Genomic DNA, 23,420 nt, shown 5'->3' on the forward strand with positions numbered 1-23,420 from the left:
GAACCCGCCCACCCCTCCCAAGGAGCCTGATGCCGACCCTCGGGGCCATCGCCGACGACTTCACCGGAGCAACGGATCTCGCCACGATGCTGGTCGCCCGCGGCTACCGCACCGTGGTGGCCGTCGGCTCCGACAGCATCGCCGACGAATCCGGGCGCACCGCGGTGGACGACGCGGACGCGGTCGTCATTGCGCTCAAATCGCGTACAGCGCCGGTCGCCGAGGCCGTGGGCTCCTCACTCGCCGCGCTGCGCGCCCTGCGGGCGGCCGGCTGCCGGCGCTTCTACTTCAAGTACTGCTCGACCTTCGACTCGACGGCGGAAGGCAACATCGGCCCGGTGGCCGACGCGCTGCTGAACGCGATCGGGGAACGGCGCGCCGTCGTCGTACCGTCGTTCCCGGCCACCGGCCGCACCGTCTATCGCGGCAGGCTCTTCGTCCACGACGAGCTGCTCGACGAGAGCCCGATGCGCCACCATCCGCTCACCCCGATGCGCGACGCGCACGTGGGGCGGCTGCTGACACCGCAGACCACACATCCGGTACGGCTCGTGGGCCTGGACACCGTACGGGCCGGGGCCGCGGCGCTCTCGGCGGCGCTGGACGATCCCTCTCTCGCCGACGCGCTCGTCGTGGTGGACGCCACCGAGGACGAGGATCTGCGCACCATCTCGGCGGCCACCGCGCACCACCCGCTGGTCACCGGCGCCGCGGGACTGGCGCTCGGCCTGACCGGCCCGCGGCCGGGGGCCGCACGCGTGGCAGCCGTCTCGCGTCCCGGCGATCCGGCCGTCGTGCTCTCCGGCAGCGCGTCCTCGGCGACCCGCGCCCAGGTGGCGCACGGCCGCGCCCACCTGCCGCACCGCAAGCTCGACCTCGCCGCGCTGCGGGCCGACTTCGACGCCGCGGTCGACGACCTGGTCGCGTTCGCCCGCTCGTGCTGGGAGCAGGACCCGCAGCGGCCACCCCTCCTCTACGCCGTCGGCGACCTGAGCGACCTGGACGACTCCCCCGCCGCGTCGGCGCTGGTGGAGCGGGCGCTCGCCGCCTGCGCCGCGCGGCTGGTCGCGGCCGGCGCACGACGGCTGCTCGTCGCGGGCGGGGAGACGTCCGGCGCGGTGGTCACCGCGCTCGGCGTACGCACGCTGACCATCGGGTCCCCCATCGCCCCGGGTGTCACCTGGGCCCGCGCCCAGGTGACTGTGCCGACCCAGGACGACGGGCACAACGCCAACGGCCGTACCGAGGACGGCCACCTCGTCGACGTGGCCCTCAAGTCGGGCAACTTCGGCGCCACGGACATCTTCACCGAGGCTTGGAGCGCGCTCGTATGAACGACCCGCGACAGAGCTATCCGCGGACCGAACTCGCGGCCGCGGGCGCCCACCTGGCCGCGCTCGGCCTCAGTCCCGGTTCCTCCGGCAACCTGAGCGTCCGCGAGGACTCCCGGATCTATCTGACCCCCACCGGTACGGACCTGTCCCGCGTCGATCCCGGCGCGCTCAGCGTCCTCGATCTGTCGGGCGCGCACCTCGATGGGCCGAAGCCGTCCAAGGAGTTCCCGCTGCACACCGCGTTCTACCGGCGTGACGCGTCCGCGCGGGCCGTCGTCCATCTGCACTCCCGCCACGCGGCGGCCGTGTCGTGCCTGCCCGCCTGGGGCGAGCACAGCGCCATACCCCCGCTGACGCCGTACTTCGTCATGCGCGTCGGCCAGACTCCCCTGCTGCCCTACGCCGCGCCCGGCGACAGCGGTCAGGCCGACCTCATGGAGTCCCTGCCGTTCCCCTTCCGGGCCGCCCTGCTGCAGAACCACGGCCCGGTCGTCGCGGGCCGCTCGATGTCCCAGGCGGTGGAGTCGGCGGTGGAACTGGAAGAGGTCTCCGCGCTCCTCCTCGCACTCGGCGAACGCGCTCCGCGACTCCTCTCGGCCGAGGAGATCGCACCGCTGGCGCGCAAGTACGGCTCCCCGTGGACCGTGGCGCACTGACCTCGCCGGGCCGCCATGCCGCGGTCACGCTCCGAGCAGCCGGGTTCCGAGCGGCCGGGCTCACCGACCCCGGAGGCGGCGCGACGGGTGCGGCTCCGGTGGGGGCTGGGCGCGCAGTTCCCCGCGCCCCTCGACGCGGCCTTCGCCGTGCGGCGTTGCAGCGTCGGGCGTGTGCGGCTCCGGTGGGGGCCGAGCGCGCCGTTCCCCGCGCCCCTGGCGGGGCGGGCACGCCCGCAGCCCACGGCCCGTCCCTTCGATGCGCTCAGGGCGTGAGAATCCGGTCCTGCTCCGTCGGGGGCGTTCCGCTGTACCAGGGCAGGACCTTTCCGAAGCGGACCAGTTCGCCGTAGTGGTCGGGCTCGACCTGCTCGGCCAGGACCAGGTCGAGCACCGCGCGGGCGGCCCGGGAGGGTGACTGGGCGTGGCTGTAGTCGCTGAACCAGGGGCGCGACGTGGCGGTGTCGACCATGCCGGGGCACACGGACGCGATCAGGGTCCCGTCGGCGCGATCGCCCTCTCGGCGTTCGGCGGCGACCGCGCGGACGGCCGCGACCTGGGCCACCTTGGACGGCACGTTCAACCAGCCCGGCCAGCCCGCTTCTGCGGCGGTTCCGGCGTGGACGGCAGCGCGCCAGGACTCGACGGCGTACTCGACCTCGTCGAGGCTCGCGCCGTCGAACAGGTGGTGCAGCCGCGGGTCGAGGTGGCCGAGGGTGCCCAGGGTGCTGGCCACGACGAGCAACCGCCCGCCCGTACGCAGGACGGGCCCGAAGGAGCGCAGGATCGCGTGCGTGGCGGTGTTGGAGACGTCGATGAACTCGTCGGCCCGCCCGGCCTGTGAGTCCTCGGGCAGCAGTCGGGCGATGGCGTTGGAGATGACGATGTCGACCCCGCCGTGGCGTGTGCTCAGTTCACCGGCGAGGCGGCCTATGGCTTCGCGGTCGGAGACGTCCAGGACCCGGCCCTCCACCCGGCTGCGCGTACCGTCGGCCCGCGCCACCTCACGGGCGGCCTCCGAGACACGCTGCTGACTGCGCCCGGTGAGCAGGACCACGTCCTGCGGGCCCAGACGGGCCGCCAGTCCCTCGACGAGAGCGCGGCCGAGCCCTTGGTTGGCCCCCGTGACGAGGGCGATGCGTGAAGCGGTCATAGGACAACGCTAGGAAGGTCTGCGGCATGCGTCCAACGAGAGTCGCGCACACCTGGTATGCGTATTCCTCATGGACTTCACGCAGGTGTCACTGACCGCACTCCGCGTCTTCCGCGCGGTGGCGGAGCAGGGGACCTTCACCGCGGCGGCGGTGTCGCTCGGCTACACCCACTCGGCCGTTTCCCGGCAGATCGCCTCCGTCGAACGGGCGGCGGGCAAGGAGTTGCTGGAGCGGCGGCGCGACGGGGTGCGGCTGACCGCCGCCGGCCATGTCGTGATGCGTCGGGCGACGGTCGTTCTCGACGAGATCGACGCGACCGCGCGTGAGCTGTCCGGTCTGCCCGGGCAGGCGGGGACCGTCCGACTGGGCTGGTTCCCCAGCGCGGGAGCGGTGCTCCTGCCCGAGGCGCTGTCGGAACTGCGCCGCACCGACCCCGGCCTCCACGTCGTCAGTCGGGAGGGCAGCACCCCAGCTCTGGTACGGGCGCTGCGTGCCGGCAGTCTGGATCTGGCGCTGCTGGCGGCGGCGCCCCCGTTCCGCCCGCCGGACGCGGAGTCGCCTGCACTGGAACTGGAGACCCTCACGGAACGCGCGCTGTGTCTCGCGGTGCCCGCCGCCCATCCGCTGGCTCGCGGCGACCACATCGACGTGACAGCTCTGCGGGGGCAGCGCTGGATCGCCGGATCCGCCGCGGGAGGGGACCGGTTGCTGGGGGTGTGGCCCGGCCTGGACGAGCGTCCCGACATCGCCCACACGGCCCGCGACTGGCTGGCCAAACTGCGACTCGTCGCCGCCGGCTGCGGACTGACCACGGTGCCCGCCTCACTCGCCGCCGCCGCACCGCCGGGAGTACGTGTCCTGCCCGTGCGCGGCGGACCGCAGGAGCAGCGGCGTCTGCTGCTGGCCCGCCTTCCGCATCCGCCGGCCGACCCCGTCACGCGGGTGGCGGCAGCGCTCCGCGCCGCGGCGCGGGCGTGAATCTGGCGCAATCGAGTGTTGCCATTCCGTTTCGACGCGCCGAGCCTGGGTGGCGCGGGAGCGCTCCCACAGCACAGCGAAGCACTCCCGCACCCGGTGCACACACGGTGCACACCCGAAGAGAACTCATCCGAGAGGGGCACACCTTGACTTGTCATGCACGCGCCATACGATCGCGCGCGACCCTCGTCCTGAGCCTGTTCGCCGCCGCGCTGCTCTGTCTGATCCCCTGGAGCGCACCGGCCCACGCCCATGGCTCGGTGGTCGACCCGGCGTCCCGCAACTACGGCTGCTGGCTCCGCTGGGGAAGCGACTTCCAGAATCCCGCCATGGCGCAGGAGGACCCCATGTGCTGGCAGGCCTGGCAGGCGGACCCGAACGCCATGTGGAACTGGAACGGGCTGTACCGCAACGGTTCCGCCGGGAACTTCGAGGCGGTCGTCCCCGACGGGCAGCTGTGCAGCGGCGGCCGGACCGAGGGCGGCCGCTACAACTCCCTCGACACCGTGGGCGCCTGGAGGACGACGGACATCGGCGGCAACTTCACCGTGAAGCTGTACGACCAGGCCAGCCACGGCGCCGACTACTTCCTCGTCTATGTCTCCCGCCAGGGCTTCGACCCCGCAACCCAACCGCTGACCTGGGACGACCTCCAACTGGTCGCCCGGACGGGCACGTACGCCCCCAGTCAGAACTACGCCATCGACGTGAGCACTTCGGGCCTCAGTGGCCGCCATGTCGTCTACACGATCTGGCAGGCGTCGCACATGGACCAGACGTACTTCCTGTGCAGTGATGTGAACTTCCGCTGAGGACGACCGTCCGGGAGTGGCCGCCGCACCCTCACCGCGTCTGCTGCAGCGGCAGGCACAGGTGGAGTTCGTAACCGCCGTCGGCGGCGGGGCCCGCGATGACGGTGCCGCCCAGCAGCTCGGCTCTCTGGCGCAGACCGGCCAGGCCGTGATGGGCCCCGGGCAGCAGCAGGGCGGGCCGGGTGGGCGCGGTGTTGGTGACGGCGGCCCGTACCGTCCCCTCGGCGAGCTGTATACGGATGGCGGCCCTGGCGCCGGGGGCGTGCTTGCGGACATTGGTGAGGGCCTCCTGCACGGTGCGGTAGACGGCGCGCTGGATGGTCGCGGGCAGGGCGTCCGGCAGGTCGGTGTGCAGCTCGGTCTCGATACCGCTGGTGTCGACCAGCCGCTGCAGATCGGCCAGGGACGGCTGCGGGGTCAGTTCCGTGGGGCGGCTGCCGGCGGCGCGCAGCACGCTCACCATGTGCCGCAGTTCCTCCAGGGTCTGCACGCTCAGCCGTCTGATGGTGGCCGCGGCCTCCCGCGCCATCGGTTCCTGGCTGCCCACCTGCAGCGCTCCCGCACGGACCGCGATCAGACTGACCTGGTGGGAGACCACGTCGTGCATCTCCCGGGCCAGTTGCGCGCGCTCCTTGGCCAGCACGCTCTGGGCCAGCAGTTCGCGTCCGTGCTCGCGTGCCTGCGAGATCTCGGCCAGCCGCAGCGACAGTTCACGGCGGGCCTGGACGAGTTGACCGAGGAAGACGGGCGCCGCCGCGGTGGCCAGGCTGTAGGTGACGTTGATCAGGTCGGACGAGTCGGAGAAGTCGGCGAACGTCGGTGAGGGCCACATCCACCAGGTGATGTCACAGGCGGCGAACATCAGTGCGCAGACCACCAGGAGCACCCGGCTGCGGCTCAGCGAGGCGAGCGCGTACAGCGCGGCCAGGGTGGCGAACACCGCGTCGCTGACGAGGGTCGCGGGCAGGGCGCACAGGAAGGCCGGCAGCGGAAGACGGCGGCGCAGCGACAGCGCGGCCGTGGCCAGCAGCGCGGCGGCTCTGCGCTGCGGTTCGTCGTCCTCGATGTGCACCCAGATGTCCAGCAGGGAGATGCCGATGAGCAGGGCGTCCATCACGGGGCCCGGCACGCGCCGGGCCGCGACCCATCTCCGTGGGCGCGTGGCACACTTCGCCCAGTCCTCCGGGTGCGTGGCGGAGTGCGGACGACGTCCCTCGTGCGCGCGGGATTTCACCCTTCCTCCTGGACGCTCGGCGGTTTGAGCAGCCCCGCGCGTTCGGCCAGCAGGGCGGCCTGGACCCGGCTGCCCACGCGGAGTTTGGCCAGTAGGGCACTCACATGATCCTTGACCGTGCCCGTGCTCAGGTGCAGTTGGGCGGCGATGGCGGCGTTGGGCAGCCCTTCCGCGATGAGGATCAGGACGGCCTTCTCGCGTCCGGTGAGCTGGGCGACGCGGCGCAGGGCGGCCTGCTGGGGGCCGTTGTCGAGATAGCCGTTCACGACGGTGCGGGTGATGGAGGAGGACAGCACGACTCCGCCCTGCGCCAGCGTGCGTACCAGCACGGGCAGTTGTACGGGGTCGGTGTCCTTCAGCAGGAAACCGGACGCTCCCGAGCGCAGGGCGGCGGCCACGTACTCGTCCATGTCGAACGTCGTGAGCATCGCCACCACCGGCGCCGCCGGCAGAAGCCGCAACTGGGCCAGCACGCTCAGCCCGTCCACGTCCGGCATCCGGATGTCCAGCAGCACCACGTCGGGCGTCAACCGCCGTGCGGCCGCCACCGCCTGGCCGCCGACGACCGCTCCGACCACCTCGATGTCGTCGGCCGTGGACAGGATGTGCTCGAAGCCCGTGCGGATCAACGCTTCGTCGTCGACCACCAGTACGCGAATCACGTGCGCCCCTATCGACGTGGACCGCTTGAGGTTTCGTACCACGCGGGAGACTGCCCGGGGGTTCCTTCGGTGACGTTTCCGGCTGGGCGACGGAGGGCTTCCAGCCGGTCGGCTGGACGATGGCGGCCACTTGCCGGATGGGCCCGGACCGGTCTGCGACGTCAGCCTGAAACCCATGACACACGACGCGCCTTCAGCCTCCGCACCGGCCCTTCCACCGCCGGTCCCGCGGCCGAGCCGGCCGGCCGGCGTCCCCCTCACGCCTTCAGCCGGCCGGCTCATCGGTCTGGATCTCGCCCGCGGCCTGGCGGTCTTCGGCATGTACGCCGCCCATGTGGGCCCCGAGCCGACCGTGGGCGGGCCGGTGGGCTTCCTCGCCGAGCTGGCCCGCGGCCGGTCCTCCGCCCTGTTCGCGCTGCTCGCCGGATTCTCCCTCGTCCTGATCACCGGCCGCCCGCAACCGCACACCGGCCGGGCCGGACGGCAGGCGGTGGGCCGGATCGTGCTGCGCGCGCTCATCCTGATCGTCATGGGCTACGCGCTCACCGCCCTGGACACCGACGTCGAGGTCATCCTCGCCTTCTACGGGCTGATCTTCCTGCTCGTCCTGCCGCTGTACCGGCTGCACGCCCGTACCCTGGCGCTGCTCGCCGCCGCGAGCGCCCTGCTCATGCCTTTGCTGCTGTACGTGATCCAGCAGGCGATCTACGGCGGCGACTGGGCCGACACGGTCGTCGCGGCGGATCCTCTGGCGCGCGTCAGCGACACCGACGGCCTGCTCGAACTGCTGTTCACCGGCGAGTATCCGGCGCTCACCTGGATGCCGTTCATGATCGCGGGCATGGCGCTCGCCCGCCTCGATCTCGGCCAGGCCCGGACCCGTACCCGGCTGGCCCTGACCGGCGGCGGGCTGGCCGTGCTCGGCTACGGGGGCTCCTGGCTGGCCCTGCACCTCGTCCCGGGCGCCCTCACCACGATCGCCGCGGCCACGGACGGCGGCGGGGCGGCCTCGGCCTGGTGGTCGGACAGCGTCGGCTACCTCATCGACGACACCCCGGCCGTGTGGCTGCTGGTCGGCGCGCCCCACAGCCAGACCACGTTCTCCGTACTGGGCAACACCGGGGCCGCCCTGCTCGTGGTGGCCGCCTGCGTCTCCGTCGCCGCCCGGATGCCGCGTCTGACCCGGCTGGTCCGGCCGGTCGCCGCCGTCGGCATGATCGCGTTGACCGCCTACGTCGCGCACATCCTCGCCGTGTACGAGGTCGGCATGGAGGAGGAGCCCGGTCCGGCCCTGGTCGCGCTGCTCTCCTTCGTCGCGGCGGCCACCCTGCTGGCGACCGTCTGGACGCGGTACTTCCGCCGCGGTCCGCTGGAGTACGTGCTGTACCGCGCCACCCGCATCACGCGTCACATCAGGTAACACCCGTTACAACCGGCCAGGTTCGGCCGGGCCGGGGACGCGACCGGATACGGCGGCCAAGGTGACGGCATCGAAGATCACTCGTTTGACCGTACTGACAGTTCTTCCTCGTCCCCCGAAAGAGCTAAGCGATCATGTTTGTGCGCTGGCAGACACCCTCGGACAGCGACCTGCGTGTGCTCGATGTGCGGCGCGCGGAAGCCGCGCTCATGGAGCACTACGCGCGGCTGGTCCGGCTGGTCTACGTCACCCTCCCCCGCTCGCCGGGCCGCCACCGGCGGGTCCTCGCCGCCCACGGCCTCGTCCAGCGGGCGCTCCCCCACCGCGAGCGCGCCATACCGGCCCGGCGCCGCACGGGCGACAGCCGGGACGCGGCCCCGGACGAGTACGGGGCCCTGCGGACGTCCGTACTGCGGGCGGCCATGGCCCAGGACGCGCGGCGCGGTCCGTTCCCCCGGTCGTGGGGGCGGTGGGCGGGGCGCCCCGCGCTGCCGGCGGTGTGGGGGCTGCGGGTCTTCCCCCAGTCGGGTGGCGCCGAGGAACTGCTGCTGGACCGTGCCCTCGCGCAGGCCGGCTGGCCGGTGCGGGCGGCCGTCGCGCTGCTCGTCCTGGAGAAGCTGTCCGTGGACGAGGCGGCTGCCGTCCTGCGTGACACGGGCGTGGCCGAGCCCGGCGACGCCCTCCGGGCCGCCCGGCTGCTGGTCGACGGGAGCGGCCCGCACCCCTCGGTCACCGGCGGCGGCACAGGTACGGCGGAGACAGCCACCGGAGCTGGGCCGGCGACGGTGACCGGCGGCTCCGGCACCCCCGTGTCCGCCCTGCTCGCGCCGGAGTTCGACCCCTGTCTGCTGCACGCACGGCCGACCGATCTGCTGCGCCGCAGACACCGGATGCGCACGGCCGTGACCGGCGCCCTGCTGGCCGCGTGCGTCGGAGCCGCCTCCCTCTCCCTGACGGGCGACAGCGGTGTCCCCGCCGAGAGCGGAGGCCCATGGACGGCGTCGAAGGCGACGGACGCCGCGCTGCTGCGCCACACGCCCGCCGCCGTCTGGGCGGACACCGCCCGCGTCGACTTCACGGCCTGGCCCGCCCGCGGCGCACGGACCGGCGACCGGGCGCTGCTGGAGCGTGCTCTGCGGGCCTGGTCGGACCCGTCCTGGCGGGGACGGCGGTCACAGGAGGCGGGAGCGGCGTCCACCGGTACGGGCCGGGCGCCGCATCTGCTGTTCGCCGACGACGTCGACGGACGCGCGGTCGTCGTCCTGCACGACGACCTGACCACCGTGCGCTACAGCGAACCGCTGGACGGCGACGGCGCACCCGAGCTGGTGTCCGCCCTCACGGACGGCGCCGGCGTGACGACCGCCGCCGCGGTCGTCGTCTCCCGCACCCCCGAGACCGTCCGGATGCTGCTGGCGCCGTGGATCGCCGAGGCGGGCACCCGCGATCTGCTGGCGCCCGACACGCCCGCCCGGGAGGTGTCCCGTTCCCGCACGGGTCTCACCGAGCCCCTGCCGGTGCCGTCGGCCGGCGGCGACTGCCGTGCCTGGCCCGTCGTGCAACTGCGGTCCTCGACCCGCATCGTGGAGAAGCACGCGTTCCTGCTCACCGACCTCGGCGGTCTCTCACCCGTCCATCTGACCTACATGCCGCCGCCGGAGCCGGGTGAGCGTCCGCGCCCGCCCCGGGAGGCCACCGGCCCTGACGCGCTGCGGGGCTGGGCACGCACCGCCTGCCGGCTGGACGGCATGCGCGGCCAGGGGGTGCGCGCGGTGAACCACTGGGTCTTCGCCCGGCAGGATCTGCCCGAGCGCGCCGGACGGGCCACCTGGGTCTGTGCCCGTGCCGACACCTGGCGCGGCCCCGGCCGCGTGGAGTACCTCTTCCTCGGCCCCGGCACCGGACCCGCCCGCTCCGCCGGTGTCCGCGCGAACACCGCCGAGTGCAGCCGGTTCGGCCAGCACGTGCTGGCCGACGTCGACTGGCGGGCCCCTTCCGGATCCTCGTACCTGCTGGCCGCCGGGAGCAGGTCCGTCGGCAGCATCGAGGCGTCGGGGCCGCTGCGCGCCGAGGCCGACGGACGCTTCCTCGCCGTCCGTGCGCCGAAGAACACCGACGCGAAGGTCGTCGGACAGCTCCCCGAGCGGGCCGAGGTCCGGGCGCCCTGACGCGGCGGGCGCCCGGTCAGCGCTCGTTGCTCAGCTCACTGTTGAGGGCATGGAGGAAGTCGGCGATCGTCTCCAGCTGCTCGGGGGTGAACTTCTGGCGCGCGGCCTCCGTGCTGCGCGCCAGAGGGCTGAAGTACTCACGGGCGAGCGCACGGGCACCCGCGTTGTAGGTGAGGTGGACCACCCTGCGGTCGGCGCTCTCGCGGGTGCGGCTGATGTGTCCCGCGCGTTCGAGCCTGTCCAGGCAGGCCGTGACGGCTCCGGAGGTGAGGTCGAGGCGCTCCCGCAGACGCGAGGGCGTCATCGGCTCCCCGTCGGTCGCCGAGGCGTCCAGGATCGCGGCCAGCGCGTGGACGTCCGTGGCATGCAGCTCGTTGGCCTGGGCAAACGAATGGGCGATCCGGTTGAACTCGCTGTTCAGCGCACGCAGCAGGACGGCGTAGGCCTGGAGATCACTGGCGGGGCCCTCAGGGCGGTCCGAACTGTTGGGCTGCATGGGACAAGGATAATATCTCTCAACGGTTGAGATACTTTCTCTTTGAGATATCTTTGCCCTCGACCCCTGTCTGGCCCCTGTCCTGCGCCACGCCTGTTGGGAAAGCTCTTGAGAAAGTCCATGAACACCGCGCGTCGACCCGCCCGATGGCTGGTCCCCCTTGTGCTCGTCGTCGTCTGGCTCGGTCTCGGCGGGGCGTTCGGCTCCTACGCGGGCAAGCTCGGCGACGTGTCGACGAACGACCAGGCGGCCTTCCTGCCGCAGAACGCCGAGTCGACCAAGGTCATCGAGCAGCAGAAGGCCTTCGCCGAACGGGAGACCCTGCCCGCCGTACTCGTCTGGACCGCCGACGGCGGCGGTGAGGTCTCCACGGCCCAGCAGGACTCCGCGACCCGGATCCTGGAGTCCCTCGCCGACATGGAGGGCGTCGAGAGCAGGCCCTCACCGGCCTTGCGCGCGCAGGACGGAGCCGCGCTGCAGGGCGTGGTCCCGCTGCGCCCGGATCTCGGGGAGAAGCTGACCGAGGTGCTGGACGAACTGGAGCGGGCCGCGGCGGACGTCTCCGGGACCCGCGTCCAGATCGCCGGACCCGCGGCCACGCAGGGGGACCTCGGCGAGGCCTTCGCGGGCATCGACGGGATCCTGCTGGGCGTGGCCCTGGTGGCCGTGCTGCTCATCCTGCTGCTGGTGTACCGCAGCGTCCTGCTGCCCTTCATGATCATCATCAGTGCCGTCTTCGCCCTCGGCATCGCCTGCGCCATCGTCTATGTGCTGGCCGACCACGACATCGTGCGCGTGGACGGCCAGGTGCAGGGCATCCTCTCGATCCTGGTGATCGGCGCCGCCACCGACTACGCCCTCCTGCTGACGGCGCGTTTCCGTGAGGAACTCGCGCGCAGCGACGACCGTTTCCAGGCCGCGTGGAAGGCACTGCGCGACTCCTTCGGCGCGATCACCGCCAGCGCCGCGACCGTGGCCCTGGGGCTGCTCGCCCTGCTGCTCAGCGACCTCACCAACAACCGTGCGCTGGGGCCCGTCGGGGCGATCGGCATCGTGTGCGCCGTACTGACGACCCTGACGTTCCTGCCTGCGGTGCTCGCCCTCATGGGCAAGGTGGCCTTCTGGCCGGCCAAGCCCCGCTCGGCCGACGCGGAGACGGGCGGACACGGCATCTGGCGGCGCGTCGCCCACTGGGTCGACACCCGCCCCCGGCGGCTCTGGATGGCCTCCGCCGCCCTGCTCGTGGCGGGTGCGGCGTTCTTCCCCGCGCTGCAGTCGAAGGGTGTGCCCCTGGACGAGCTGTTCGTCAACGACGCACCGTCCGTCGCGGCGCAGGAGACCCTCGGCAGGCACTTCCCCGGCGGCTCCGGCCAGCCCGTCGTGATCATCGCGGACGCGGACCGGCGTACGGAGGTCACGCGCGCCGCGGCCGCGACGAAGGGGGTCGCCGAGGCGCAGGCGGTGACCTCGTCGGGCCGGCCGGGCGGTGAGCCGCTGGTCAAGGACGGCCGGGTGCGCATCGACGCCGTCCTGGACGCCGCTCCGGACAGCGACTCGGCGAAGGACACGGTGCAGAAGCTGCGCGACCGGCTGCACACGGCCGACGCCGACGCCCTGGTGGGCGGCTACACCGCGCAGCAGTACGACACACAGCGCACCGCGGAGCACGACCGGACCCTCATCATCCCTGTGGTCCTGGCGATCATCCTGCTCATTCTCGTCGTCCTGCTGCGCTGCCTCCTGCTCCCGGTGATCCTGGTGGCCACCGTGGCGTTGAACTACCTCGCCACGCTCGGGATCGCGGGCCTGGTGTTCCGGCACGGCTTCGGCTTCTCCGGGACGGACGCCTCGGTGCCGCTGTACGGGTTCGTGTTCCTCGTGGCGCTCGGCGTCGACTACAACATCTTCCTCATGTCACGCGTGCGGGAGGAGACCCTACAACTGGGCACGCGGCAGGGCATGTTGCGCGGACTGATCGCCACCGGCGGTGTGATCACCTCCGCGGGGGTGGTGCTGGCCGCCACCTTCGCGGCCCTGATCGTCATCCCGCTCGCGTTCCTCGCGCAGATCGCCTTCATCGTCGCCTTCGGCGTACTGCTCGACACGATCGTGGTGCGCTCGCTGCTGGTCCCGGCCCTCGTACGGGACATCGGCCCGGCCGTCTGGTGGCCCGGCCGCCTCGCACGCCGGCCGTAACCGGCGCAGGCGGCGGCTGTCGGGGGCGCGGCGGTCGCGGCCCTCGGGAGCGCGGCCGTCGCGGGCGTCGGAGGCGTCGGCAGCGCGGCCGTCGGAGGCCATGAAGAAGGCAAGGAGTCGTGTGCTCCTTGCCTTCTTCAAGCTATAGCGCACCGGGGGGCTTGCCGCAAGACCCCGGTCGTGGCGCAGAATCACCGGCCGAAGCCGGAAACCACCGGACCGGCTTCGGGGTTTCTACGTAGCTGAGTTGGGGTTTCGATGATTGACGTGATCGTTGTGGGCGCGGGACCGACCGGTCTGATGCTGGCCGGCGAGTTGCGCCTGCACGGTGTGCACGTGGTGGTGCTGGAGAAGCTGACCGAGCCGACCGCGGAGACCCGGGGCCGCGGGCTGCACACGCGCAGCGTCGAGATGATGGATCAGCGCGGGCTGCTGGACCGGTTCCTCGCGGTCAGTGAGAAGTTCCAGGTCGGCGGGTTCTTCGGCGGCATCATGAAACCGTGGCCGGACACGCTGGACACGGCCCACCCGTACGGCCTGTCCACGCTGCAGCCGGTCACCGAGCGGCTGCTCGAAGAGCGGGCCGTCGAACTCGGCACCGAGATCCGGCGCGGCCGTGAAGTGGCCGGGCTGAACCAGGACGAGGACGGCGTGAGCGTCGGACTGACGGACGGTGAGCGTCTTCGTTCGCGCTATCTCGTCGGGTGCGACGGCGGCCGCAGTGTGGTGCGCAAACTGCTCGGCGTGGGCTTTCCCGGCGAGCCCGCCACGGTAGAGACGCTGCTCGGCGACATGGAGCTGACCGCGGACGCCGCCTCGGTCGACGCCGTCGTCGCCGAGGTCCGCAAGACCCAACTGCGGTTCGGCACCATCCCCAACGGGGACGGAACGCACCGCGTCATCGTGCCCGCCGACGGGGTGGCCGAGGAGAAGGCGACCGCGCCGACCCTCGACGAGTTCAGGCAGCGGCTGCGGGACGTCGCGGGCACCGACTTCGGTGTGCACTCGCCGCGCTGGCTGTCCCGGTTCGGTGACGCCACCCGGCAGGCCGAGCGCTACCGGGTCGGGCGGGTGCTGCTGGCGGGCGACGCGGCGCACATCCACCCGCCGACCGGCGGCCAGGGGCTCAACCTCGGTGTCCAGGACGCCTTCAACCTCGGCTGGAAGCTGGCCGCCGCGGTCGACGGCTGGGCGCCGGACGGACTCCTGGACAGCTACCACGACGAACGGCACCCGGTGGGCGCCCGCGTGCTCGACAACACCCGGGCGCAGATCACACTGCTGGGGACGGACGCGGGTGCGGTCGCGCTGCGGGAGCTGTTCTCGAAGCTGATGGACTTCGAGGAGGTGAACCGGTACGTGACCGAGATGATCACCGCGGTCGGGGTCCGCTACGACTTCGGCGAGAGCCACGACGACGGCCACGACCTGCTCGGCCGCCGGATGCGGGACATCGAACTGAAGCGCGGACGCCTCTACTCGCTGATGCACGAAGGCCGCGGTCTGCTGCTCGACCGGACCGGCGGCCTCTCGGTGTCGGGCTGGTCGGACCGGATCGACCACGTCGTCGACGCCGGCGGGCAACTGGACGTACCGGCCGTTCTGTTGCGCCCTGACGGCCATGTGGCCTGGGCAGGCGAGGACCAGCAGGCCCTGCTCGCCCAGCTGCCCAAGTGGTTCGGAAGCGCGGCCGGTTGAGCGTCCCGCGCCACGTCCCGACGGGACCGGGAACGCGACGGTGACCGCGTCAGCGCGTGCCGGGTCCCGTGGGCCCGGTGGGCTGCTCGACGGCCTCGTGTGCCCCGGCGTCTGCGCCGGCACTGACCAGTCCTGTCTCGTAGGCGACGATGACGGCCTGGACACGGTCGCGGAGCCGGAGTTTGGCGAGGATGCGGGCGACATGCGTCTTGACGGTCGTCTCGGCCAGATGGAGGCGGGCGGCCAGTTCGGCGTTGCTCAGCCCCCGGGCCAGCAGCCCGAGGACTTCCACCTCGCGCGGGGTGAGCGGGGCGAGGTCGCGGTGCAGGGCGGCGGTGTCGCTGCCGCGCCGGGTGAACCTCTGCACGAGACGGCGGGTGATGGCGGGTGCCAGGAGAGCGTCGCCGGTACGGACCGTACGGATGGCCGCGGTCAACTGCTCGGGGGTGACGTCCTTGAGGAGAAAGCCACTGGCCCCCGCGGACAGCGCCGCGTAGACGTACCTGTCGAGGTCGAAGGTGGTCAGGATGATGACGCGCGGTGCCCCGGGAGCACCGGGAGCACCGGGAGCACCGGGAGCACCGGGAGCACCGGTGAGGATACGGCGGGTGGCCTCCAGGCCGTCCATCTCGGGCATCCTGACGTCCATCAGCACCACGTCGGGACGTGTACGGCGGACCGCTTCGACCGCCTCGGTTCCGTTGACCGCCTCGGCGACGACGTCGATGCCGTCGGCGCCGAGGATCAGCCGGAATCCCGTACGGACCAGGGTCTGGTCGTCCGCGAGGACCACCCGTAGCGGCTCGGTCACGGTGTCCACGGTGTCTCCAAGGGGACTGTCTCCAGGGGGATCTGGGCCTCCACACGGTAGCCGCCGGTCAGGCGCCGGCCGGTTTCCAGGGTTCCGTCGTGGACGGCGAGGCGTTCGCGGAGGCCTATGAGACCCCGGCCGCTTCCGGCGGTCGCGCCCGTACCCGGCTGTCCACCGGTGTCGGTGACTGCCACCCGGAGCCTCTCCGGTTCGTATGCGACGGTGACGGCGGCGGTGGCGCCGGACGCGTGTTTCACGGTGTTGGTCAGGGCTTCCTGGATCACGCGGTAGGCGGCGAGTTCGAGGCCGGGCGGGAGGGGGCGGGGCGGTCCCGTCACGGTCAGGGAGACGGGCAGTCCGGCGTCCCGGACCCGGCCGACCAGCTTGTCCAGCTGGTCCAGGCCGGGTTGCGGGGCCAGCTCAAGCTCCGCCACCGTGGCGGCCCGGTCCGCACCTCCGTCCGTACCCTTGCGCCCGCCCCCGCCCCCGCCCTCGCCCTCGCCGTCACCCTCGTCCTCGCCTTCGGCGGCCATGGTGAGGAGGCCCATGACATGGCGGAGTTCGGTCATGGCGGCCCGTCCGCCCGCCTCGACGGCGAGCAGCGCCTCGCCGGCCTGCTCCGGCGCGGTCTTCATGATCTTGCGGGCGGCGCCCGCCTGGATGATCATCACGCTGACGTTGTGCGTGACGACGTCGTGCAGTTCACGGGCGATCCTGGCCCGCTCGTGCTCGACCGCCCGGCGCAGCGCGCGGGTCTGTTCGCGTTCCAGGGCGGAGAGCCGGGTGCGGCCCTCGTCGGTCCGGAGTTTCCAGGTCCGCAGGCCGACGGCGGCCACGGCCATGGGGACCAGGATCAGCAGTGCGATGTACTCGTTGGGGACGATCGGGGTCACCGAGTTCCCCGCGGTGCCGACCAGGACGACCGACACCGGCAGTGCCACCAGGGTCGCCACCCGGTACGGGCTGTACACGGCGGCGCTGTAGACGGCGATGACGTACGCGTAGAAGGTCAGCCGCAGAACGCTCTGCGGTGTCGCCAGGGTCGCGGCCGTCACGACGCACAGCACGGCGAGCGGGTAGCGGCGGCGCAGCGCCAGGGCACCCGAGGCGACGGCTGCGAGAGTCACCATCAGGGCCATGCCCGCGGGGCCGGCAGGACGCGGTATGACCCGCACCACGCCGGGTGCGATCTCGCGGATCACGACGTTGTCCGCGTTGTCGATGCCGTAGTAGACCGTGGTGATGCCGAGCACCAGGGCCGTCAGCACGTCGAACTGCCAGGCGCGCCGGGTGGGCCGCAGCCGGGGACCGCTCGGCAGCCGGACGTCGTGGACCGCCCGGCGGGCGGCCTGCCACAGCCGCGCCGGCTGCGTACGCATGTCCGTCACCGGTTCCACGTCCCTCACCGGTTCTGCGTCCCTCACCGGTTCATTGTCGCCGTCGCCCGGATCCGCGGAGTCCGTCCTGATGGTCATTCTCACCGCACCCGATACATCGCCCGCCTACATCGCAGGGATGACCTTCGCAGGCCTCGTCCCAGCGCGGTACCGCATGGGGTTCGGGCGGGCGATGTGTACGGACCGGTCCCGCTCCTAACGTTCACGCAGTCAACTCCCCCAGCGCAAGGAGCATTTCGTGAGCGTGCCGGTGATCGAACTGCGGGAGGTGAGCCGCCGCTACGACGACGGCCCGCCCGCTCTGCACGAGGTGTCGCTGACCGTACGGCCCGGCGAGGCCGTCGCGGTCCTCGGCCCCTCGGGCAGCGGCAAGTCCACGCTGCTCAATCTGATCGCCGGCCTGGACCGGCCCGACACGGGGACCGTCACCGTGGACGGGGTGCGGGTGGATGGGCTGGGCGAAGCCGGATCCGCGCTCTACCGGCGGTCGAAGGTCGGCATGGTCTTCCAGTTCTTCAACCTGCTCGACGATCTGACCGTCACCGACAACGTCGCTCTGCCGGCACGCCTCGCGGGTATGGCCCGCGGCGAGGCGGACCGCCGAGCGGCGGAGCTCCTGGAACTGCTGGGCCTCGACCGGCACGCCCGCGCCCACCCGGGGCGGCTCTCCGGCGGCGAACGGCAACGCGTGGCGGTGGCAAGGGCGTTGATGAACCGGCCGGCACTGCTTCTGGCCGACGAGCCGACCGGGGCCCTGGACACGGCAGCCGGACAGGACGTCAGCAGGCTCCTCCGCGACCTCAACGCCGAGGGTCAGACCCTTGTCGTGGTCACGCACGACCTGGCCCTGGCCCGGTCCTGCACGAACCGTACGGTGCGGATCGCCGACGGCCGGATCGTCGAGGACGTCCGGTCGGACGCCGTCGCGACGGGTGCCGCCACCTTGCGAGCCGTCGCTTCCGGGACCGTCGCTTCCGGGACGGCCGCTTCGGGGACCGCCGCTTCGGAGGCCGGTCGATGAGCGCCCTCGGCAAGGTGGTGCGCTCGGGGGTGCGACGCCGCCGTGTGCAGACGCTGGTGATCGGGCTCGCCACGATGATGGCGGTGGCCGTCTCCGTCCTCGGCGGATCGCTGCTCGTGGTGTCCGGCGCGCCCTTCGACGACGCCTTCGCCAAGCAGCACGGGGCGCATCTCTCCGTGCAGTTCGACGCGGGCAAGGTGAGCGCCGGGCAGTTGGCGGCGTCCGAGGACGCCGAAGGAGTGAGCGGTGCGGCCGGGCCGTTCCGTACGGCGACGGTCACCCCGCGGTCGGACGGAGCGGGCCCCGGCGGGCCGTTGACCGTGGCCGGCCGGAGTGATCCCGGCAAGGACGTGGACGCGGTGGCGCTGTTCGACGGGCGGTGGCCGACCCGATCCGGCGAGATCGCGCTGTCCGCCGATTCCCCGCTCATCCCGACCCTGGGCATGAGGATCGCCTTCCCCGACCTGCCCGGCGGTCCGGAACTGGCGGTGGTCGGCGTGGCCCGCTCGGTCACACGGACCGCCGACGCCTGGGTGGTCCCGTCCCAGATGCCGGCACTGACCGCGCCCGGCAGCGGCGGCCACCAGATGCTCTACCGCTTCACCGACGCGGGCACCGCCGCGCAGGTCACCGCGGGCGGCAGGGCCGTGACCCGGTCCCTGCCGCCCGGGGCGACCCTGGGCCAACAGTCCTGGCTCGCCGTCAAGGAGAGCGCCGAGCGCGAGACCGCCGTCTACGTGCCGTTCCTCATGGCGTTCGGAGCCCTGGGTCTGGTCATGTCGGTGCTGATCGTCGGCAACATCGTCGCGTCGGCCGTCGGCACCGGCACGCGCCGCATCGGCATCCTCAAGGCGGTCGGTTTCACCCCGGCCCAGGTCGTACGGGCTTACGTGGGCCAGGCGCTGGTCCCGGCCGCTGTCGGCACGGCGCTCGGTGTCGTCGTCGGCCATCTGCTCGCCGTCCCCGTCCTGGCCGAGACCGGGGAGGTCTACGGCACCTCGTCCCTGGCCGTCGCCCCCTGGGTCGACATGACGGTGATCGCCGGGGTGCTCGGCCTGGTGGCGGTGACCGCGTGGGCGAGCGCCTGGCGGGCCGGCCGGCTGCGTACGGTCGACGCGCTCGCCACGGGGCGTACCGCCGCGGCGAGGCGCGGCCGGTGGGCGGCCCGCCTCGCCGGACGGCTGCCGGTGCCGCGGCCGGTCGCCCTGGGCCTGGCCCGGCTCTTCGCCCGGCCCGTGCGCGCGCTGGCCATGGGTACGGCGATCCTGTTCGGCACGGTCGCCGTCACCTTCACCGTGGGGATGGGTGCCTCGCTCGGCGAGGTGATGAAGGCGAAGTCCCACGACGTCGCCGATGTGGTCGTGCCCGCGCCCTTGCCCGACATCGGCCTCCAGGGCCCGCCGGGTGCCGCTCGCAGTCCGCAGGGCTCCCGAAGCCCTCAGGACTCCGACGCCGGGAAGGGGCCCGAGGGCGAGGCCGATCCCGCCGCGGTCGCCTCCGCCATCAGGGCCGCCGCCGGAACCGGTGAGTACTACAGCGCCGCGACGGTACGGGCGGCCGTGTCCGGCCTGACCGGCACCGTCGACGTGGTCGCCTTCACCGGCGACGCTTCCTGGGGCGGCTACACGATGGTCTCGGGCCGCTGGTTCGACGGGTCCGGCACCGACGCGCGCACCACTGGCGGGTCCGACACCGGCGGGCGCGGTGACGGCGGATCCGACACCGGCGGGTCCAATGCCGGCGGACGCGGTACCAACGGGTCCGATATCGACGGATCAAATACCGGCGGGTCCGATACGGGCGAGCGCGGTGACGGCCGGCGCGGTGACGGTCGACCCGGTGACGTCCGACCCGGTGACGTCCGGCCCGGTGACGGTCGGCCCGGTGAGGCCGTGGTTCCGACCCCCTTCCTGGACGCCACCGGCACCCGGATCGGCGACACCGTCACCCTCGACGGGCTGGCCGAGCCGGTCACGGTCAGGATCGTCGGTGAGGTCCTCGACCCCCGCAACGACGGCATGCAGGTGTTCACCGACGTCTCGACGCTCACCGGCGCACATCCCGACCTGACGGAGACGAGCCACCACATCGCGGTCGCGTCGGGTACCGAGGTGTCCGGCTATGTCGAGGCGCTGAACAAGGACCTGGCACCGCTGGGCGTCACCGCCCGGACCGGTGGGCTCGGCGCCGGCGGCGACATGGTCGTCACGCTCAACGCGCTGTCCGCGATCCTCACGCTGATGCTGGTCGCCGTCGCCGCGCTCGGCGTGCTCAACGGCGTCCTGCTCGACACCCGCGAGCGCGTCCGGGAGATCGGGATCCACAAGGCGCTCGGCATGACACCCCGGCAGACGGTCACGATGGTCCTCACCTCGGTCGTCGTGACCGGACTGGTCGCGGGCGCCCTGGGCGTGCCGCTCGGCGTGGCCCTGCACGGCCGGGTCCTCCCCGCGATGGGCGCCAGCGTGGGACTCCGCCTCCCCGATTCCGTGATCGCCGTCCACCACGGGGCCGAACTGCTCCCCCTCGTACTCGGCGGCCTGCTCATCGCCGTCCTGGGCGCGCTCCTGCCGGCCGGCTGGGCCGCGAGGGCCCGAACGGCCACGGCTCTGCGCACGGAGTAGGCGCGTCGCGGCGCGAGGTCGCCGGACCTGCCGGGTACGGCCGACCGGGTACGGCCGTGGGGCCGAGCCGTACCGCGCGGATCCTCGTTCCCCACGGATCCGCGATCCGCGATCCGCGATCCGCGATCCGCGATCCGCGATCCGCGATCCGCGGAGAACGTCCCTGGGTCCCCGGGTCCCTGGGTCCCCGGGTCTCCGGGTCTCCGGGTCTCCGGGTCTCCGGGTCTCCGGTCTGCGAGGATGTTTCGTATGGATGTGCGGCATAGGAACCATGTGACGGTTTCCGGGCGGCCAGGCGGGCCCGTGGTGATGCTGGCGCACGGGTTCGGTTGCGACCAGAACATGTGGCGTCTGGTGGTGCCGGCGCTGGAGCGCGACTTCACCGTCGTGCTCTTCGACCACGTGGGCGCGGGGAACTCGGATCTGTCCGCATGGAGTCCGGACCGGTACTCGACGCTCGACGGCTACGTGGAGGACGTACTGGAGCTGTGCCGGGAGCTGGCACTCGGTCCCGTGACGTTCGTGGGGCATTCCGTGAGCGCGATGATGGGTGTGGTGGCCGCCGTCCGGGAGCCCGAGGCGTTCGCCGGGCTCGTCCTCCTTGCACCCTCGCCGCGGTTCGTCGACGACCCCGAGACCGGTTACCGGGGCGGGTTCGACGCCGAGGACATCGATGAGCTGCTGGGATCGCTGGACGCGAACTATCTGGGCTGGTCGGGCGCCATGGCCCCGGTGATCATGGGCAATCCGGAGCGACCGGAACTGGGCGAGGAGCTGACCAACAGTTTCTGCCGCACCGATCCGGACATCGCCCGGGTCTTCGCCCGCGTGACGTTCCTGTCCGACAACCGGGAGGATCTGGCCCTGGTGAAGGTCCCCACCCTGGTGGCCCAGTGCGCCAGTGACGCGATCGCTCCCCGGGAGGTGGGCGAGTTCGTGCACGCCCGGATCCCGGGAAGCCGCCTGGTGACGCTCGACGCCACCGGACACTGCCCGCAGCTCGCCGCTCCGGAGGAGACCACGGCAGCGATCACCTCGTTCGTGGAAGCACTCGCCTGATGGGCACGTCCGGCGACGAGGAAAACGGGGTGGCCGGCCTGGGCCGCCCGGGTGGAACAGGCCAGGTGGCGGGCGGCTGGGGCAACGGCGACCTCGGCTCCTCCGACGACCGTGCGCAGTTCTCCGCGTTGCTGGAGGACAGTGTCGAGGACCTGTACGAGCATGCGCCCTGCGGTTATCTGTCGACCCTGCTGGACGGCAGGATCGCGAAGGTCAACACCACGCTGCTGGACTGGCTGGGCTACGAGCGGGACGACCTGCTGGGCCGCAGGCACTTCTCCGACCTGCTGACCGTGGGCGGGCGGCTCTACCACGAGACCCACTTCGCCCCGCTGCTGGGAATGCAGGGCGAGGTCAGTGGCATCGCCCTGGAACTCAAGGCCGCCGACGGCTCCCGCCTGCCGGTCCTGGTCACCTCGACCGTGCGGACGGGCAGGGACGGGCGGCCACTGCTGATCCGTACCACCCTCTTCGACGCGCGCGACCGCCGCGCCTACGAGACCGAGCTGCTGCGTGCCCGCAAGGAGGCCGAGCGGGAACGCGAACGGCTCCAGCGTTTGGCCGCCACCCTGCAGAAGACATTGCTGCCGCCGACCCTGGCCAACGTTCCTGGGCTGGACGTGTCCGCGTACTACCACATCGCCTCCGTCGACGAGGTCGGCGGCGACTTCTACGACCTGTTCCCGCTGGCCGAGGGCACCTGGGGACTGTTCCTGGGCGATGTGTGCGGCAAGGGGGCCGCCGCGGCGGCCGTCACCTCGCTGACCCGCTACACCCTGCGGGCCGCAGCCGTGTACAACCCCGACCCTGACGCCGTCCTCCGCAACCTCAACACGGTCCTCAACCACGAGTACAACGGCGCCGACCCCCGCTTCTGCACGGTCATCTTCGGGCTGCTGACCCCGGACCCGGACCGGGGCGGCTTCCACATCACCCTGGCCAGTGGCGGGCATCCGCCGGCCCTGCTGATGCGCGCCGACGGCACCACCGACTACCTGCCCACCCCGGGTGGGCAGCTCATCGGTGTCCTGGCCGACGCCCACATCGCCACCACGGCCGTCCGGCTGGCCCCCGGCGACACCCTGCTGCTGCACACCGACGGACTCACCGAGGCCCACGTCAACGCCGTCGACGGCGTCGACCGCTACGGTGACGACGCCCTTCTCGATTTCGCCCGCACGCTGGCTCCCACCACCGCATCGGCCACCGTCGACGCGATCCGCGACCTGCTCGACACCTTCGGCAGTGGAGTGGACGACGACACCGCCGTCCTGGCCATCCATGTGCCCCGACCTCCCAGTGAAGAGCTCCAGTGACGCAGCGCCTGACCCTCCGCACCCGCACCGCTCCCGCCGGAGCGGTCATCGAGCTGGCCGGGGACCTGGACCATCACAGCGCCCCCGAGGTACGCGCCGCGCTGCCGGGGCTCGACCTGCGTCCGGGCCAGCAGCTCGTCCTGGACCTCGGCGACGTCACTTTCTGCGACTCCAGTGGTATCACCGTGCTCATCGCCGCCCGCAACCACGCCCTGACGGCCGGTGCGGGCATCGCCCTGGCCGCCGTCCCCGATCCCGTCAGCCGGATCTTCCGCATCTGCGGCCTGGACCAGGTCTTCCCCGTCCACCCGACGGCCCTGGCCGCCGAAACGGCCTGGCGCCCGACCGCGGGCTGACACCGGGTCCCGGGTGCCGGGCGCACTCCCG

At 72.4% G+C, this 23,420-nt stretch carries 19 protein-coding genes; 13 read left to right on the forward strand and 6 right to left on the reverse strand.

Annotated features, from left to right (window positions below):
• Positions 1-29: 29 nt before the first annotated feature.
• Together otnK and C6Y14_RS15270 are read left to right on the forward strand one after the other, a co-directional pair.
• On the forward strand, positions 30-1,334 hold the full coding sequence (gene otnK / locus C6Y14_RS15265) for a 3-oxo-tetronate kinase (RefSeq protein WP_107017200.1): 1,305 nt from the start codon (positions 30-32) through the stop codon (positions 1,332-1,334).
• On the forward strand, positions 1,331-1,990 hold the full coding sequence (locus C6Y14_RS15270; protein WP_107017201.1) for a class II aldolase/adducin family protein: 660 nt from the start codon (positions 1,331-1,333) through the stop codon (positions 1,988-1,990). The genes otnK and C6Y14_RS15270 overlap by 4 nt, the downstream gene beginning before the upstream one ends.
• A gap of 262 nt (positions 1,991-2,252) precedes the next feature.
• Here the strand turns inward: C6Y14_RS15270 and C6Y14_RS15280 are convergent, their stop codons facing one another.
• Positions 2,253-3,140 carry an SDR family NAD(P)-dependent oxidoreductase gene (locus C6Y14_RS15280; RefSeq protein WP_107017203.1) on the reverse strand — a complete coding sequence of 296 codons (888 nt, stop codon included), beginning with the start codon at positions 3,138-3,140 and terminating at the stop codon, positions 2,253-2,255.
• Between the two features lie 70 nt (positions 3,141-3,210).
• Between C6Y14_RS15280 and C6Y14_RS15285 the strand changes: the two genes are divergently transcribed.
• Both C6Y14_RS15285 and C6Y14_RS15290 read left to right on the forward strand, forming a co-directional pair.
• A complete protein-coding gene (locus C6Y14_RS15285) occupies positions 3,211-4,119 on the forward strand; it encodes a LysR family transcriptional regulator (protein ID WP_107017204.1) in 909 nt (302 codons plus the stop codon).
• 146 nt (positions 4,120-4,265) lie between these two features.
• Positions 4,266-4,931, forward strand: coding sequence for a lytic polysaccharide monooxygenase auxiliary activity family 9 protein (locus C6Y14_RS15290; RefSeq protein WP_199854743.1), 666 nt, complete (start codon positions 4,266-4,268; stop codon positions 4,929-4,931).
• 31 nt (positions 4,932-4,962) lie between these two features.
• Here the strand turns inward: C6Y14_RS15290 and C6Y14_RS15295 are convergent, their stop codons facing one another.
• Together C6Y14_RS15295 and C6Y14_RS15300 are read right to left on the reverse strand one after the other, a co-directional pair.
• Positions 4,963-6,045, reverse strand: a complete 1,083-nt coding sequence (locus C6Y14_RS15295) for a sensor histidine kinase (protein WP_107017205.1) — start codon at positions 6,043-6,045, stop codon at positions 4,963-4,965.
• A 116-nt stretch (positions 6,046-6,161) separates the two neighbouring features.
• Positions 6,162-6,827 (reverse strand): response regulator, encoded by a 666-nt coding sequence (locus C6Y14_RS15300; RefSeq protein WP_107017397.1) that lies wholly within the window; start codon positions 6,825-6,827, stop codon positions 6,162-6,164.
• Positions 6,828-7,002: 175 nt separating this feature from the next.
• On the opposite strand from C6Y14_RS15300, the gene C6Y14_RS15305 reads away from it, so the two are divergent.
• A complete protein-coding gene (locus tag C6Y14_RS15305; RefSeq protein WP_107017206.1) occupies positions 7,003-8,247 on the forward strand; it encodes a DUF418 domain-containing protein in 1,245 nt (414 codons plus the stop codon).
• Between the two features lie 134 nt (positions 8,248-8,381).
• Positions 8,382-10,415, forward strand: coding sequence for a hypothetical protein (locus C6Y14_RS15310; RefSeq protein ID WP_107017207.1), 2,034 nt, complete (start codon positions 8,382-8,384; stop codon positions 10,413-10,415).
• A 16-nt stretch (positions 10,416-10,431) separates the two neighbouring features.
• On the opposite strand, the gene C6Y14_RS15315 is transcribed toward C6Y14_RS15310, so the two are convergent.
• Positions 10,432-10,911, reverse strand: coding sequence for a MarR family winged helix-turn-helix transcriptional regulator (locus tag C6Y14_RS15315; RefSeq protein ID WP_107017208.1), 480 nt, complete (start codon positions 10,909-10,911; stop codon positions 10,432-10,434).
• 120 nt (positions 10,912-11,031) lie between these two features.
• Between C6Y14_RS15315 and C6Y14_RS15320 the strand changes: the two genes are divergently transcribed.
• Both C6Y14_RS15320 and rox read left to right on the forward strand, forming a co-directional pair.
• On the forward strand, positions 11,032-13,107 hold the full coding sequence (locus tag C6Y14_RS15320; RefSeq protein ID WP_107017209.1) for an MMPL family transporter: 2,076 nt from the start codon (positions 11,032-11,034) through the stop codon (positions 13,105-13,107).
• A gap of 258 nt (positions 13,108-13,365) precedes the next feature.
• A complete protein-coding gene (gene rox, locus C6Y14_RS15325; protein ID WP_107017210.1) occupies positions 13,366-14,805 on the forward strand; it encodes a rifampin monooxygenase in 1,440 nt (479 codons plus the stop codon).
• Positions 14,806-14,854: 49 nt separating this feature from the next.
• On the opposite strand, the gene C6Y14_RS15330 is transcribed toward rox, so the two are convergent.
• Complete coding sequence (locus tag C6Y14_RS15330) at positions 14,855-15,616, reverse strand: response regulator (protein ID WP_107017398.1); 762 nt, start codon at positions 15,614-15,616, stop codon at positions 14,855-14,857.
• Complete coding sequence (locus C6Y14_RS15335) at positions 15,613-16,995, reverse strand: sensor histidine kinase (protein WP_107017399.1); 1,383 nt, start codon at positions 16,993-16,995, stop codon at positions 15,613-15,615. The genes C6Y14_RS15330 and C6Y14_RS15335 overlap by 4 nt, the downstream gene beginning before the upstream one ends.
• Positions 16,996-17,251: 256 nt before the next feature.
• On the opposite strand from C6Y14_RS15335, the gene C6Y14_RS15340 reads away from it, so the two are divergent.
• From C6Y14_RS15340 to C6Y14_RS15370, 5 genes are all read left to right on the forward strand, one after another.
• Positions 17,252-18,034, forward strand: a complete 783-nt coding sequence (locus C6Y14_RS15340; protein ID WP_107017211.1) for an ABC transporter ATP-binding protein — start codon at positions 17,252-17,254, stop codon at positions 18,032-18,034.
• Positions 18,031-20,658 (forward strand): ABC transporter permease, encoded by a 2,628-nt coding sequence (locus C6Y14_RS45030; protein WP_225891093.1) that lies wholly within the window; start codon positions 18,031-18,033, stop codon positions 20,656-20,658. The genes C6Y14_RS15340 and C6Y14_RS45030 overlap by 4 nt, the downstream gene beginning before the upstream one ends.
• Before the next feature lie 249 nt (positions 20,659-20,907).
• A complete protein-coding gene (locus C6Y14_RS15360; RefSeq protein ID WP_107017212.1) occupies positions 20,908-21,717 on the forward strand; it encodes an alpha/beta fold hydrolase in 810 nt (269 codons plus the stop codon).
• Positions 21,717-23,033, forward strand: coding sequence for a PP2C family protein-serine/threonine phosphatase (locus tag C6Y14_RS15365; RefSeq protein ID WP_107017213.1), 1,317 nt, complete (start codon positions 21,717-21,719; stop codon positions 23,031-23,033). The genes C6Y14_RS15360 and C6Y14_RS15365 overlap by 1 nt, the downstream gene beginning before the upstream one ends.
• Positions 23,030-23,389: an STAS domain-containing protein gene (locus C6Y14_RS15370; RefSeq protein WP_107017214.1), complete on the forward strand. Its 360-nt coding sequence runs from the start codon at positions 23,030-23,032 to the stop codon at positions 23,387-23,389. Before C6Y14_RS15365 ends, C6Y14_RS15370 begins: the two co-directional genes overlap by 4 nt.
• The last annotated feature ends 31 nt before the right edge of the window (positions 23,390-23,420 follow it).

This window comes from Streptomyces dioscori (assembly GCF_003024195.1).
Taxonomy (GTDB): domain Bacteria; phylum Actinomycetota; class Actinomycetes; order Streptomycetales; family Streptomycetaceae; genus Streptomyces; species Streptomyces dioscori.